The sequence below is a fragment of the Pseudomonas promysalinigenes genome (assembly GCF_014269025.2).
GTDB classification, from domain to species: Bacteria; Pseudomonadota; Gammaproteobacteria; order Pseudomonadales; family Pseudomonadaceae; genus Aquipseudomonas; species Aquipseudomonas promysalinigenes.
This window is the reverse complement of sequence record NZ_CP077094.1, coordinates 3,872,448-3,885,617: the sequence shown is the minus strand read 5'-3', so window position 1 is coordinate 3,885,617 and position 13,170 is coordinate 3,872,448. Positions and strand designations below refer to the sequence as shown.

Annotated in this window: 11 protein-coding genes; 4 read left to right on the top strand and 7 right to left on the bottom strand. The window is 61.9% G+C overall.

Going from position 1 to position 13,170, the window contains the following annotated elements:
• The first annotated feature begins 105 nt into the window (after positions 1 to 105).
• A complete protein-coding gene (gene tcdA, locus HU725_RS17645) occupies positions 106 to 915 on the top strand; it encodes a tRNA cyclic N6-threonylcarbamoyladenosine(37) synthase TcdA (RefSeq protein ID WP_186477785.1) in 810 nt (269 codons plus the stop codon).
• A 109-nt stretch (positions 916 to 1,024) separates the two neighbouring features.
• Here tcdA and HU725_RS17640 read toward each other — a convergent pair whose 3' ends face one another.
• The 4 genes from HU725_RS17640 to HU725_RS17625 all read right to left on the bottom strand — a co-directional run bounded on the left by HU725_RS17640 (position 1,025) and on the right by HU725_RS17625 (position 4,171).
• Entirely contained in the window at positions 1,025 to 1,435 is a 411-nt protein-coding gene (locus HU725_RS17640; RefSeq protein WP_060478357.1) for a SufE family protein, read from the bottom strand.
• A complete protein-coding gene (locus HU725_RS17635; RefSeq protein ID WP_186477786.1) occupies positions 1,432 to 2,637 on the bottom strand; it encodes an aminotransferase class V-fold PLP-dependent enzyme in 1,206 nt (401 codons plus the stop codon). Before HU725_RS17635 ends, HU725_RS17640 begins: the two co-directional genes overlap by 4 nt.
• A gap of 120 nt (positions 2,638 to 2,757) precedes the next feature.
• Positions 2,758 to 3,792, bottom strand: a complete 1,035-nt coding sequence (gene dapD, locus HU725_RS17630; RefSeq protein WP_060478355.1) for a 2,3,4,5-tetrahydropyridine-2,6-dicarboxylate N-succinyltransferase — start codon at positions 3,790 to 3,792, stop codon at positions 2,758 to 2,760.
• A gap of 31 nt (positions 3,793 to 3,823) precedes the next feature.
• Positions 3,824 to 4,171 carry an ArsC family reductase gene (locus HU725_RS17625; RefSeq protein ID WP_060478354.1) on the bottom strand — a complete coding sequence of 116 codons (348 nt, stop codon included), beginning with the start codon at positions 4,169 to 4,171 and terminating at the stop codon, positions 3,824 to 3,826.
• A 260-nt stretch (positions 4,172 to 4,431) separates the two neighbouring features.
• Here HU725_RS17625 and HU725_RS17620 point away from each other — a divergent pair, with 260 nt between their 5' ends.
• Complete coding sequence (locus tag HU725_RS17620; RefSeq protein ID WP_186477787.1) at positions 4,432 to 6,078, top strand: Na+/H+ antiporter; 1,647 nt, start codon at positions 4,432 to 4,434, stop codon at positions 6,076 to 6,078.
• 33 nt (positions 6,079 to 6,111) lie between these two features.
• On the opposite strand, the gene dapC is transcribed toward HU725_RS17620, so the two are convergent.
• From dapC to map, 3 genes are read right to left on the bottom strand one after another with little or no spacing between them, the layout of a single operon-like run.
• Positions 6,112 to 7,308, bottom strand: coding sequence for a succinyldiaminopimelate transaminase (gene dapC, locus HU725_RS17615; RefSeq protein WP_186477788.1), 1,197 nt, complete (start codon positions 7,306 to 7,308; stop codon positions 6,112 to 6,114).
• 30 nt (positions 7,309 to 7,338) lie between these two features.
• A complete protein-coding gene (locus HU725_RS17610) occupies positions 7,339 to 10,041 on the bottom strand; it encodes a [protein-PII] uridylyltransferase (protein ID WP_186477789.1) in 2,703 nt (900 codons plus the stop codon).
• A 38-nt stretch (positions 10,042 to 10,079) separates the two neighbouring features.
• The gene (map, locus tag HU725_RS17605; protein WP_003252286.1) at positions 10,080 to 10,862 is read right to left on the bottom strand and encodes a type I methionyl aminopeptidase; all 783 of its coding nucleotides are present in this window, start codon (positions 10,860 to 10,862) and stop codon (positions 10,080 to 10,082) included.
• A gap of 344 nt (positions 10,863 to 11,206) precedes the next feature.
• Here map and rpsB point away from each other — a divergent pair, with 344 nt between their 5' ends.
• The gene (rpsB, locus tag HU725_RS17600) at positions 11,207 to 11,944 is read left to right on the top strand and encodes a 30S ribosomal protein S2 (protein ID WP_027920037.1); all 738 of its coding nucleotides are present in this window, start codon (positions 11,207 to 11,209) and stop codon (positions 11,942 to 11,944) included.
• 185 nt (positions 11,945 to 12,129) lie between these two features.
• Positions 12,130 to 12,993 (top strand): translation elongation factor Ts, encoded by an 864-nt coding sequence (tsf, locus tag HU725_RS17595; RefSeq protein ID WP_060478350.1) that lies wholly within the window; start codon positions 12,130 to 12,132, stop codon positions 12,991 to 12,993.
• Positions 12,994 to 13,170 lie beyond the last annotated feature (177 nt).

Genomic DNA, 13,170 nt, shown 5'->3' with positions numbered 1-13,170 from the left:
GACATTAAAGCAGTAATGGTAGGATTTTTTCTAACATTGGAGGTGATTGCGGCCACTGGCCTATAATGCGCGCCGTTTTTTGCGTCAGAGCCCAGGGGTATCGACATGAGCACAGAAAGTCCACGCTTCGCCGGCGTTGCCCGCCTGTACGGCGATGCAGGCCTGCAGCGGTTGAGCCGCGCCCATGTGGCAGTGGTCGGAATTGGCGGGGTTGGCTCGTGGGCGGCGGAAGCGTTGGCGCGCAGTGGTGTGGGTGAAATAACCCTGTTCGACCTGGACGATGTGTGCGTGAGCAACACCAACCGCCAGGCGCACGCTCTGGAGGGCCAGGTAGGGCGCCCCAAGGTCGAGGTCATGGCTGAGCGCCTGCGCGCGATCAACCCGGCGATCAACGTGCATGCTGTGGCGGATTTCGTGACTCGCGAAACCATGGCTGAGTACATCACCGAGCACATGGATGCGGTGATCGACTGCATCGACAGTGTGATGGCCAAGGCCGCGCTGATTGCCTGGTGTCGGCGGCGCAAGATCGCGATCGTCACCACTGGCGGCGCGGGTGGGCAGATCGACCCAACACAGGTCCAGGTGGGCGACCTTAACAAGACCTTCAACGACCCGCTGGCTTCGCGGGTGCGCTCGACCCTGCGACGGGACTACAACTTCTCGCGCAACACCAGCCGCAACTATGGTGTGCCATGCGTATTTTCCAGTGAGCAGCTGCGCTATCCGAAGGGCGATGGCAGTGTCTGCCTGCAGAAGAGCTTCGTGGGCGAGGGTGTGCGGTTGGACTGTGCAGGCGGCTTTGGGGCGGTGATGATGGTGACCGCGACGTTCGGCATGGTGGCGGCGAGCAAGGCGATTGAGAAGCTGGTGGCAGGCGCGCGGCGGCCCTCGGAACGGATCAAGCCTGAATAGACTCGGCGCTTGATTCGTGGGTAAATCCGCTCTCACGACAGCCCAACCTTTTGGGCGTAGTGCACGAGCCTGTGGGAGCCGATTCACCCGCGATGGCCACAGCGCCGATCTAGAGGCCCGACGTCAACTCCGCCATCCGCTGCAACACTGCATGTAAACCATTGCTGCGCGAGGGCGACAGTTGGCGCTCCAGGCCCAACTGAGTGAACCACTGCCGCAAATCGAGGCGAGCCAACGCTTCGCTGGGCAAGCCTTGCACCCTCACCAACAACAAGGCCAGCAGCCCTCGCAGCAGGCGAGCATCGCTTGACGCTTTGAACTGCCACACCTGATCAACCTGCTTGGCCACCAGCCAGACCAGGCTCTGGCAGCCATGTACGCGATTGGCCTCGACTTTTTCCGCCTCGGTCAGCGGTTCCAGGCGATCGCCCCATTGCATCAGCAAGCGTGCCCGCTGCTCCCAACCACGGGCCTGGTCGAAACTGGCCAGTGCTTCCTGGGCCTGTAGCGGCAAGCTCATCGCAACAGCTCCAAGCCCTGATCCAGCGCTTCGAAGAACCGCTGCAAATCGTCACTGTCGTTGTACAGGCCCAGCGATACCCGTATCGCGCCCTCCAGCCCCAGCCCCTTGAGCAGGGGCATGGCGCAGTGATGGCCGGCGCGCACGGCGATACCTTGCTCGGTGAGCATATGGGCGATATCGGCGTTATGTACGCCCTCGATGACAAAGCTGGCCAGGGCGGCCTCGGGGGCGCCCAACACGCGCACACCTTCCCGGTCGGCAAGACCACGCAGCAGGTGCCGGTGCAGGCTGGCTTCGTGTTCGGCGACTGCCTGGCTATCGAGGTTTGCCAGGTAATCCAAGGTCGCCCCCAGGCCGACCACCCCGGCGATCGGTGGTGTGCCAGCTTCGAAACCCAGTGGCGCAGGGCGGAAACTGGCGCTCTGGTAATCGGCCAGCTGGACCATTTCACCGCCAAACTGCCAGTGACGCAGCAGCTCCAGTGCCCGGCTACGGCCGTACAGCACACCGACACCATCGGGCCCATACAACTTGTGGCTGGAGAATACGTAGAAGTCGCAGCCCAGCGCTTGAACATCATGGCGGCCATGGACTACACCCTGAGCGCCATCGACGACGGTCAACGCGCCCTGTGCCTGGGCGTGGGCCAACAACGCGGGCAGGGGCTGCCAGGTGCCTAGCACGTTGGAGAGTTGGCTGACCGCGAGCAGGCGGGTGCGAGGCCCGATGAGCTGCAGTGCCTGTTCCAGGTCTATACGCCCCTGTGTGTCCAGCGGCAGCACTACCAAGCGCACGCCTCGCCGCCTGGCCAGTTGCTGCCAGGGCAACAGGTTGGCATGGTGCTCCAGTGCGCTGATGGCAATCTCGTCGCCGGCTTCGAAGCGGTATTCCAGGCTGTAGGCCAGCAGGTTCAGGGCCGACGTGGCGCCATGGGTGAAAATCACCTGCCGCGAATCTGCGGCATTGATCCAAGCTGCGACCTTGTCGCGGCTTGCCTCGAAAGCCTGGGTCGCCAGGGCGCCGGGCAAGTGTTGGGCGCGGTGCACATTGGCGGCGCCGTGGCCATAGTAATGGCTCAGGGCATCGAGCAGCGCTTGGGGCTTCTGAGTAGTGGCGGCGCTGTCCAGGTAGGTCTGGTGCTGGCGCTGCAGGGCGGCAATGGCGGGGAAATCGGCGCGCCAGGGGGAGGGCTGGAACATGTTCGCGGGGCCTGCAATGAAAATCGGGTCTGGCGCATCGACGCCAGACCCGATCTTAACACTTAAGCCCTGTGAGGTCCGCAGTTGCGGGCAGCCCGCGCTTGCAGTGGGCGAGTGGCGTTAGTTGTGCGCGTGCAGCGCCTCGTTCAGCTCGATCGCCGACTTGTGGGTTTTGCATTCCACGGCGCCGTTGAGCGAGTTGCGGCGGAACAGCAGGTCGGTCTGGCCGGCCAGGTCGCGAGCCTTGACGACTTTTACCAGCTCGTTGTTCTCATCGAGCAGGTTCACCTTGGTGCCTGCGGTGATGTACAGGCCGGCCTCGACGGTGTTGCGGTCACCCAGGGGGATGCCGATACCGGCGTTGGCGCCGATCAGGCAACCTTCGCCGACCTTGATGACAATGTTGCCGCCGCCGGACAAAGTACCCATGGTCGAGCAGCCGCCGCCCAGGTCGGAGCCCTTGCCGACGAACACGCCTGCAGAAACCCGGCCCTCGATCATGCCCGGGCCTTCGGTGCCAGCGTTAAAGTTGACGAAGCCTTCGTGCATGATGGTGGTGCCTTCGCCGATGTAAGCGCCCAGGCGCACACGGGCGGTGTCGGCGATGCGCACGCCGGCCGGAACCACGTAGTCGGTCATTTTCGGGAACTTGTCGACCGAGAACACTTCCAGCAGCTCGCCCTTGAGGCGGGCTTCAAGTTGCAGTTCTGCCAGCTCGTTCAGGTCGACCGCACCTTGGTTGGTCCAGGCGACATTGGGGAGCAGTGGGAAGATACCGGCCAGGCTCAGGCCATGGGGTTTGACCAGGCGGTGCGACAGCAGGTGCAACTTGAGGTAGGCCTCTGGGGTCGAGGTCAGTGCGGCGTCTTCGGCCAGCAGCGTGGCGACCAGTGGCTTGTGGCTTTCGGCCAGACGGGTCAGCAGTGCCGCTTGAGCCGCGTCGACGCCCTTGAGCGCTTCGGCCAGTTGTGCCGCCTGGGCGTTGCTGAAGGCGATCGCCTGGTTGCCACCGGTGTAGCCAAGGATTGGCGCGACTGCGGCCACAAGCTCGGCGCTGGGGTTGAGCATGGGTTGTGCGTAGAACACTTCCAGCCAGGTGCCCTGGCGGTTCTGGGAGCCGACACCGAAGGCCAGGCTGAACAGGGTATTGGACATGTGATTACCTCGTGCGAAATAGGGTGGGGGCTCAGGCCAGAGCGGCGGCGTAGAGGTCAGGCTTGAAGCCGACCAAGGTGCGCTCGCCAAGAGCTAGCACCGGGCGCTTGATCATCGACGGCTGGGCCAGCATCAACTCGACGGCCTTGGCCTGGTCGAGGTCGGCCTTGCTGGCGTCGTCGAGCTTGCGGAAGGTTGTACCGGCACGGTTGAGGATGGCTTCCCAACCGTGTTCGTCACACCAACGGTTCAGGCTGTCGCGGTCGATGCCTTGGCTTTTGTAGTCGTGGAATTCGTAGGCGATGGCATTTTCGTCGAGCCAGGTCCGCGCTTTTTTCATGGTGTCACAGGCTTTGATGCCGTAGAGCGTGTAGGTCATTGTGTGCATTGAGGCCACAGTCTGCCCCAATTTCTCCATTTCCGAATGTCAGTCGCGGGATTATGCGGGAACGATCCAGTGAGCGCCACGGGGTGTGTAGGTCTTGAGTTTTTAGACTCATATGAATCATCGTGTTACAAATCCAGCGGCTGCTTGCGACCATCGTGCAAGGGCTTGGACAGACCTGGCCCCGCTAACATGTGTTGCAGTGACGGTCATTGCCCCGCTGTCGTTTCTGGTTGAAAAGGAAGCTTTGAAGGATGCAGTCCGCTTATACCGTCCTCATCCTGCTGACACTGGTCAGCGTGTCGAAACTGGTCGGGCGCTTGATCCCGCTACCGCTGCCTTTGTTGCAGATTGCCGCCGGTGCGCTGCTGGCCTGGCCCACGCTCGGGTTACACGTGGCACTGGACCCTGAGTTGTTCCTTTTTCTGTTTCTGCCGCCGCTGTTGTTCGCCGACGGTTGGCGCATCCCTAAACGCGAGTTGTGGCGCATCCGCGGGCCGGTCGTTGCGCTGGCCGTTGGCTTGGTGCTGTTCACGGTGGTAGGCGCTGGTTACTTCATCCACTGGCTGCTGCCGAGCATCCCGCTACCGGCTGCATTTGCACTGGCAGCGGTGTTGTCGCCTACCGACGCCGTGGCGGTATCGGCCATCAGCCAGGACCGCCTGCCGACGCCGCTGATGCACATGCTTCAAGGTGAAGCGTTGCTCAACGATGCTTCGGGCCTGGTCACCTTCAAGTTCGCCTTGGCGGCGGCCATTACCGGGGCCTTTTCGCTGGCCGATGCCAGCTTCAGCTTCGTTGTGGTCGCCCTTGGCGGCCTGGCGGTGGGTGTCGCGCTGAGCTGGTTGCTCGGCCGGCTGCGTGCCTGGATGATCGCCCGCGGTTGGGATGACCCCGCCACCCACGTGGTATTCATGCTGCTGTTGCCCTTCGCCGCCTATGTTCTGGCCGAGCGGCTGGGTGTGTCGGGCATTCTCTCGGCAGTGGCTGCCGGCATGATGCAAAGCTGGCTCGACCTGTTGCCACGTCAGACCAGTACACGCCTGCTCAATCGCAGCGTCTGGTCGCTGCTGGAGTTCGCTTTCAACGGCCTGATCTTCCTTCTGCTGGGCTTGCAGCTGCCGGATATCATCAAGGCTGTGGTCAGCCACGAGTCTACGCTCTGGCCGGCGCTGGCCTGGCGCTGCTTGGAGGTGCTGGCGATCTTTGCCACGCTGGTCCTGCTGCGGTTTGTCTGGGTCCAAAGCATCTGGCGGTCGATCGGCGTGTTGCGTCGTTGGCGGGGCAAGCCTGCGCTGGTGCTGGTGCCTACAGCGCGGTCCTGCTGGCTGTTGACCCTGGGAGGGGTGCGTGGGGCGGTGACCTTGGCCGGTGTGATGTCGATACCGCTACTGATGGGGGCGGGTCAGGCGTTTCCCGAGCGTGACCTGCTGATCTTCATTGCTGCCGGGGTGATTCTTCTTTCGCTTATCAGTGCTGTGATCGCTCTGCCGCTGCTGTTGCGCGGGGTGGCCAAGAGCCCCGACGAGCGCTTGCATCAGGAGGTTCAGGAAGCCTGGCGGTTGACCGCAGAGGCGGCGATCCATGCGCTGGAAGCCGAGGAGCTGATAGACGCCAGTGCGCCGCAGGACGCCGCGCAGGCAACCCTGGCCGCCGAACTCAAGGCGCGGCTGATGGCTGAATACCGGGATACGCTGGACAAGTACAACGATACCGCCGAAGCCCGGGCGCTGGCCGAGCAGATGGATTTGCTCGAACGGCGCTTGCGCCTTCGCGCTCTCAGGGCGCAACGCCTGGCGTTATACAGCCTGCACCGCCAGCATCGGGTTGGCGATGAGGTTGTGCGGCAGGTGCTGGGCGAGCTGGACTTGAGTGAGGCCAACCTCGGGCAGGTCAGGTAAACCGTAGGGGGCGTCAAGCGCCCCCTGATCGTTTCAGCGGGCCTGAAGGAACGCGCGAATCCGCTCGGCAGCCTCGATGCACTCGGCCAATGGCGCAACCAGCGCCATGCGCACCCGTCCGGCACCTGGGTTGACACCGTCAACCTCACGGGACAGGTACGACCCTGGAACGACGGTCACATGCTCGGCTTCGAACAGGTCGCGGGTGAACTGCGCATCGCAACCTGGGACTTTCGCCCAAAGGTAGAAGCTGCCATCCGGGCGCTGCACGTCCAGCACCGGTTGCAGGATGTCGAGCACGGCATCGTACTTGGCGCGGTACTGATCACGGTTGTCGCGCACATGCGCTTCATCCTGCCAGGCAGCGATGCTGGCCAACTGGGTTTGCACCGGCATGGCGCAGCCGTGGTAGGTGCGGTACAGCAGGAACGGTTTGATGATCGACGCGTCACCGGCGACGAAGCCCGAGCGCAGGCCCGGCAGGTTGGAGCGCTTGGACAGGCTGTGGAACACCACGCAGCGGGCGAAGTCGCTACGGCCAAGCTCGGCACAGGCGCTCAGCAGGCCCGGTGGTGGAGCGTCTTCGTCGAAATACAGCTCGCTGTAGCACTCGTCGGCAGCAATCACGAAATCGTGCTCGTCAGCCAAGGCAATCAGCTTTTTCAGGGTCGCCATCGGCACCAACGCCCCAGTGGGGTTGCCTGGCGAGCACAGGAAGAGGATCTGGCAGCGCCGCCAGACGTCGGCTGGTACCGCGTCGAAGTCGGGGTTGAAGCCGTTGTCTTCCAGGCACGGCAGGTAGTGTGGGGTCGCGCCGGCCAGCAACGCTGCGCCTTCGTAGATCTGGTAGAACGGATTGGGGCTGACCACCAGGCCGTCATCGGCGCGGTTGACCACGGCTTGGGTGAAGGCGAACAGCGCCTCACGGGTGCCGTTGACCGGCAGGATGTGGCGCTCGGCATCCAGCCAGCCCGATGGCACGCCGAAGCGGCGCTCACACCATTGGCCAATGGCCTGGCGCAGCCCCAGCAAGCCCAGCGTGCTCGGGTACACGGCCAGCTTGTCGAGGTTGTCGGCCATGGCCTTGGCGACGAATGCCGGCGATTCGTGTTTCGGCTCACCGATCGACAGGGCAATGGCGCGTTTGTCTGCCGCAGGCTTCACGGTGCCCAGCAGGGCGCGCAGTTTCTCGAACGGGTAGGGCTGGAGCTGGGTCAAGGCATGGTTCATCGGCGCAAGGTCTCGTCAATCATCTAATCGTTAAAAAGTCACACGGCTCGGGCTGGCTTCACTGGCTTGGCCGGCCTGCAGTTGCTGCACGATCGCTTCTTGCAGGCGGCTGCACAGCTGCGGGTCGGATAGCGGCTGGTTGTCGGCATCGGTAATGAAGAACACGTCCTCCACCCGCTCGCCGAGGGTGGCGATCTTGGCATTCTGCAGCGACAGGTCGAACTCCAGGAAAATCCGCCCCAGCCGCGCCAGCAGGCCAGGGCGGTCGGGGGCGGTGATCTCGAGTATGGTCACCGGGCGCTGGGCATCGTTGAGAATGGTTACCTGCGGCGGGAAATTGAAATGCTTGAGCTGGCGTGGCACCCGGCGCTGGATGATGGTTGGGTAATCCTCGGGGTTGCGCAGCGCTTCGGTCAGGCCGTCGCGGATCTGCTTGACCCGCTGCGGATTGTCGCCGATCGAGCCACCATCGTTGTCGAGCACGATGTAGGTATCGAGGGTGAACTGGCTGCTGGAGGTGATGATCCGCGCATCGTGGATGTTCAGGTTCAGCTGTGACATGGCGGCCACGGTCACGGCAAAGAAATCGTGCTGGTCGGGCGCGTAGATGAAGATCTGCGTGCCGCCTTCGAATTCGCGTTGCGTGGTTTCTTTGATGAGTACCAGCGGGCCACCGTCGGCCGGTTGCTGGAGGATGGCATCGCTGTGCCAGGCCACATCCGCGGCGGTGTGCTTGAGGAAATAGTCGTCGCCCAATTGCGACCATAGTTGCTCGACGTCGTCCGGGTCAGTGCCCTCGCGCACCAGAATATCGAGCGCCGCCGACTGGGTCTGTCGGATCTGTTCCTCGCGGTCCAGCGGATTTTCCAGGCCGCGGCGCAGGGCACGCTTGGTTTCGGTGTAGAGCTGGCGCAGCAGGCTGGCGCGCCAGGAGTTCCACAGGCTAGGGTTGGTGGCGTTGATATCGGCCACGGTCAGCACGTAGAGATAGTCAAGACGCGTCTCGTCACCGACGTGCAGGGCAAAGTCATTGATCACCTGCGGGTCGGAAAGGTCCTTGCGCTGAGCGGTGGTCGACATCACCAGGTGGTTCTGCACCAACCAGACGATCAGCCGGCTGTCCCAGGCAGGAAGTTGGTGGCGTTCGCAGAACTTCTGCGCATCCACCGCACCGATTTCGGAATGGTCGCCCTGGCGGCCCTTGCCGATGTCGTGATAAAGGCCTGCCAGGTAGATCAGCTCGGGCTTGGGCAAACGCCCCATGAGTTTGCTGGCCAGCGGGAATTTCTCGGACACCGGCGTGTACTGCAACTTGCGCAGGTGCTTGATGAGGTTGAGGGTATGCGCATCGACCGTATAAATGTGGAACAGGTCGTGCTGCATCTGCCCAACGATCAGCCCGAATTCCGGCAGATAGCGGCCGAGGATGCCGTATCGGTTCATCCGCCTCAGGTTGCGGTGGATGCCGATTTCGCACTTGAACAGCTCGATGAACAGGCTGGTGTTGCGGATATCGTTGCGGAAGGTTTCGTCGATCAGGTGCCGGTGCTCGCGCAGCAGGCGCACGGTGTCGGCACGCACCCCTTTGATCTCCGGGTGCTGGGCCATCAGCACGAAGATCTCCAGCATGGCGAATGGAGTACGCTTGAACACGTTTGGCTTGGTCGCTTCGATATACCCGTCGTGCAAGCGAAAGCGTGCGTTCAGTGGTTGGGTGGTGCCGCTGTCGTCATCGGCGAGGATGACTTCCTCGAAATGCTGGATGATCAAGTCGCACAACTGGCTGATGCTCATCACCACCCGGTAGTACTGCTGCATGAACTGCTCGATGGCGCGCTTGGGGTTGTCGTCGCTGTAACCGAGCAGCGCGGCGATGCTGCGCTGGTGGTCGAACAACAGGCGGTCCTCGGCGCGCCCGGCAAGCATGTGCAGGGCGTAACGCACCCTCCACAGGAAGTCCTGAGACGAGGCCAGCAGTTCGTTCTCGCTCTCCAACAAAAAACCTTCGCCGGCGAGGGCGTGCAGGTTCAACGTGCCGTACTGGCGGCGGGCGACCCAGAGCACTGTCTGGATATCGCGCAAGCCACCCGGTGAGCCTTTGACGTTCGGTTCGAGGTTGTACTCGGTGTCGTTGTACTTGTGGTGGCGAGCCTTGAGTTCGGCGCGCTTGGCCAGGAAGAACTCCTTGCTCGGCCACATGTAGGCGGTGCTGGTGACATCCAGCATGCGTTGGCGCAGGCCCTCGGGGCCGGCAATGGTGCGGCTTTCCATCAGGTTGGTGATCACTGTCAGGTCGGCACGGGCCTGCTCGGCGCATTCGTCGACGGTGCGCACGCTCTGGCCGACTTCAAGGCCGATGTCCCAGAGCAGCGTGAGGAAGCGTTCGATGGCCTCGCGGTACTGCTCATGTTCGGCGGCGCCAAGCAGGATCAGCAGGTCGATGTCCGAGTGCGGGTGCAGCTCGCCGCGACCATAGCCGCCAACCGCTACCAGGGCGATGCCGCTGGTGTCGCCCCAGTCGAACTGGTTCCAGGCTTGTTGCAGGATATTGTCGACCAGCCAGGCGCGAGCCTCGATCAGGGGGCGGATTTCGCACCCTGCGCGAAAACGCCGATCGAGCACCTCGCCGGCCTGGCGGATGGCTTTCTTGAAGGCGGCGATGGGGCTCGCCTTGAGTGCCAGTTCCGCCTGGAACTGGCCGCGGTCGAACAGTTCGGGATCCACCTGGGGCATTGCGTCGCGTTCCTGTCTAAAGGTTGCCTTGAGTGCAATCAGGCCGAGGTGCGGGGGATGGTGTCGTCCTTGCGCAAGGTGAAGATCTCGTAACCGGTCGCGGTCACCACCAGGGTGTGTTCCCACTGGGCCGAGAGCTTGCGATCCTTGGTAATGGCGGTCCAGCCGTCGCCCAGCACTTTGGTGTCAGCCTTGCCCTGGTTGATCATCGGCTCGATGGTGAAGGTCATGCCTTCCTTGAGCTCCATGCCGGTGCCGGCGCGGCCGTAGTGGAGGATCTGCGGCTCTTCATGGAACACCTTGCCGATGCCGTGGCCACAGAATTCACGAACGACCGAGAAGCCATTCTTCTCGGCATGCTTCTGGATCACTTCGCCGATATCGCCCAGGCGGCAACCGGGCTTGACCAGTTCGATGGCCTTGTACATGCATTCCTGGGTGACCTTGGACAGGCGCTCGGCCCAGACTGGCACGTTGCCGACATGGAACATGCGGCTGGTATCGCCGTGATAGCCATCCTTGATCACGGTGACGTCGATGTTAAGCGTGTCACCGTCCTTGAGTGGCTTGTCGTTGGGGATCCCGTGGCAGACCACGTGGTTGATCGAGGTGCAGATCGATTTCGGGTAGCCCTTGTAGTTCAGGGGCGCCGGAATGGCCTGTTGGACGTTGACGATGTAGTCGTGGCACAGGCGGTCGAGCTCTTCGGTGGTGACGCCGGGCTTGACGTGTTCTTCGATCATTTCCAGCACCTCGGCGGCCAGGCGGCCGGCGATGCGCATCTTCTCGATGTCTTCAGCAGTCTTGATGGTGACGGTCATTACAGGCTCTCTACGGCGCCGCAGGCGGCGCGAAAAAACGGGAAAGGCCGGATTCTAGCAGAGCAGGGCGGCATTCTGCCGGATAAACGCGGGAACGCTGCGGTCTACAGGAGGCATTCTGGCCTGTTTGCCAGGGTGCTGCAAAAACGGCTGACGGACGCAACCTGATCTGGGTTTCGTTCGCTGGCAGTCTGTGGTATAAAGTGCGCCGCTTTCGGGGCCGACCCCGTCAGCTCAAACCCACACACGTGTCGACACGATGGCCTGGGTGCCCCGGATTCAAGGATTCGTGGGTTGGTCATTGGGATACGTGGAGGCCCAACCCGACTTATCAAGGAACTATCATGTCCCAAGTCAACATGCGCGATATGCTGAAGGCCGGTGTGCACTTCGGTCACCAGACCCGTTACTGGAACCCGAAAATGGGCAAGTACATTTTCGGTGCGCGCAACAAGATCCACATCATCAACCTGGAAAAAACCCTGCCGATGTTCAACGACGCTCTGTCGTTCGTAGAGCGCCTGGCCCAGGGCAAGAACAAGATCCTGTTCGTCGGCACCAAGCGTTCCGCTGGCAAGATCGTCGCCGAGCAAGCAGCTCGCGCAGGTTCGCCATACGTTGACCACCGTTGGTTGGGCGGCATGCTGACCAACTACAAGACCATCCGTGCTTCGATCAAGCGTCTGCGCGACCTGGAAACCCAGGCCGAAGATGGCACCTTCGCCAAGCTGACCAAGAAAGAAGCTCTGATGCGTTCGCGCGACCTGGAAAAACTGGATCGCAGCCTGGGCGGTATCAAGGACATGGGCGGCCTGCCTGATGCCCTGTTCGTGATCGACGTTGACCACGAGCGCATTGCTATCACCGAAGCCAACAAGCTGGGCATCCCGGTCATCGGCGTTGTCGATACCAACAGCAGCCCAGAAGGTGTTGACTTCGTTATCCCAGGTAACGATGACGCCATTCGCGCTATCGAGCTGTACATGACTTCGATGGCTGACGCCGTCATCCGCGGCCGCAACAACGTTGCCGGTGGCACTGAAGTCTACGCTGAAGAAGCGGCTGCACCTGCTGCTGAGTAATAGGCGCTAGCGTCTACTTGGCACGCAAAAAGGGGGCTTTGCCCCCTTTTTGCCACCTTGAAATCCTGCTGTCAGCTTCGGCCCTGCATGATGGGCGAGCTGATATAAAAGGCAGCGATTTGCAGAATTTAACGCCCGTGACGAGCGGGTGGAATGGTTGAAAAACTTTCCAAGAGGATTTTGAAATGGCAGCAATTACTGCGGCGCTGGTCAAAGAACTGCGCGAGCGTACCGGCGAAGGCATGATGGATTGCAAGAAGGCCCTGGAAAAGGCCGGCGGCGACATCGAGAAAGCCATTGACGACATGCGTGCTTCGGGCGCCATCAAGGCCGCCAAAAAGGCTGGCAACGTGGCTGCTGAAGGCGCCATCGCCGTCAAGACCGACGGCAAAGCCGCCGTTCTGCTGGAAGTGAACTCGCAGACCGACTTCCTGGCCCTGCAAGACGACTTCAAGAACTTCGTGGCCGAAAGCCTGGAAGAAGCCTTCGCTCAGAAACTGACCGACGCTGCCCCGCTGATCGCCTCCCGCGAAGCTGCTCGTGAAGCCCTGGTCGCCAAGTGCGGCGAAAACGTCAACATCCGCCGCCTGGTGCGTGTTGAAGGCGACGTTGTCGGTGCCTACCTGCACGGCAACAAGATCGGTGCTGCCGTTGTTCTGAAAGGCGGCGACATCGAGCTGGCCAAGAACATCGCCATGCACGTTGCAGCTTCGAACCCAGAGTTCCTGGATTCGTCGGAAATTTCCGCCGAGGCCATCGAGCGCGAGAAGAACGTCTTCCTGCAGCTGAACGCTGACAAGATCGCTGGCAAGCCAGAAAACATCGTTGAGAACATGATCAACGGTCGTATCACCAAGTTCAAAGCCGAAGCTTCGCTCAAAGAGCAGGCCTTCGTCATGAACCCAGAAGTCAAAGTCGGCGAGCTGGCCAAGAAAGCTGGCGCTGAAATCGTTTCCTTCACCTACTTCAAAGTTGGCGAAGGCATCGAGAAGCCAGTCGACGACTTCGCTGCTGAAGTTGCCGCTCAGGTAGCTGCTGCCAAGCAGTAAGACAGCCCCGTCTGTCGCCCCAAAGAGGCTGCCCGCTCACGCGCGCAGCCTCTTTGTCAAACGGAGAAGGGGTTTATCGAGCCTCGTCTTCGCTGGCGCCACATCGGTGCCACGCTACAGTTAGCAGGCTGCAAACAGCCCGCACGAATTTTCTAAAAGTACGCCGCAGGAGAGACT

Excerpts from the sequence above, each read along its gene's own strand:
- HU725_RS17635 (WP_186477786.1), bottom strand. The coding sequence starts at position 2,637 with ATGTTCCAGCCCTCCCCCTGGCGCGCCGATTTCCCCGCCATTGCCGCC.
- HU725_RS17610 (WP_186477789.1), bottom strand. The coding sequence starts at position 10,041 with ATGCCCCAGGTGGATCCCGAACTGTTCGACCGCGGCCAGTTCCAGGCG.
- rpsB (WP_027920037.1), top strand. The coding sequence starts at position 11,207 with ATGTCCCAAGTCAACATGCGCGATATGCTGAAGGCCGGTGTGCACTTC.
- dapC (WP_186477788.1), bottom strand. The coding sequence starts at position 7,308 with ATGAACCATGCCTTGACCCAGCTCCAGCCCTACCCGTTCGAGAAACTG.
- HU725_RS17640 (WP_060478357.1), bottom strand. The coding sequence starts at position 1,435 with ATGAGCTTGCCGCTACAGGCCCAGGAAGCACTGGCCAGTTTCGACCAG.
- tcdA (WP_186477785.1), top strand. The coding sequence starts at position 106 with ATGAGCACAGAAAGTCCACGCTTCGCCGGCGTTGCCCGCCTGTACGGC.
- map (WP_003252286.1), bottom strand. The coding sequence starts at position 10,862 with ATGACCGTCACCATCAAGACTGCTGAAGACATCGAGAAGATGCGCATC.
- HU725_RS17625 (WP_060478354.1), bottom strand. The coding sequence starts at position 4,171 with ATGACCTACACGCTCTACGGCATCAAAGCCTGTGACACCATGAAAAAA.
- tsf (WP_060478350.1), top strand. The coding sequence starts at position 12,130 with ATGGCAGCAATTACTGCGGCGCTGGTCAAAGAACTGCGCGAGCGTACC.
- HU725_RS17620 (WP_186477787.1), top strand. The coding sequence starts at position 4,432 with ATGCAGTCCGCTTATACCGTCCTCATCCTGCTGACACTGGTCAGCGTG.
- dapD (WP_060478355.1), bottom strand. The coding sequence starts at position 3,792 with ATGTCCAATACCCTGTTCAGCCTGGCCTTCGGTGTCGGCTCCCAGAAC.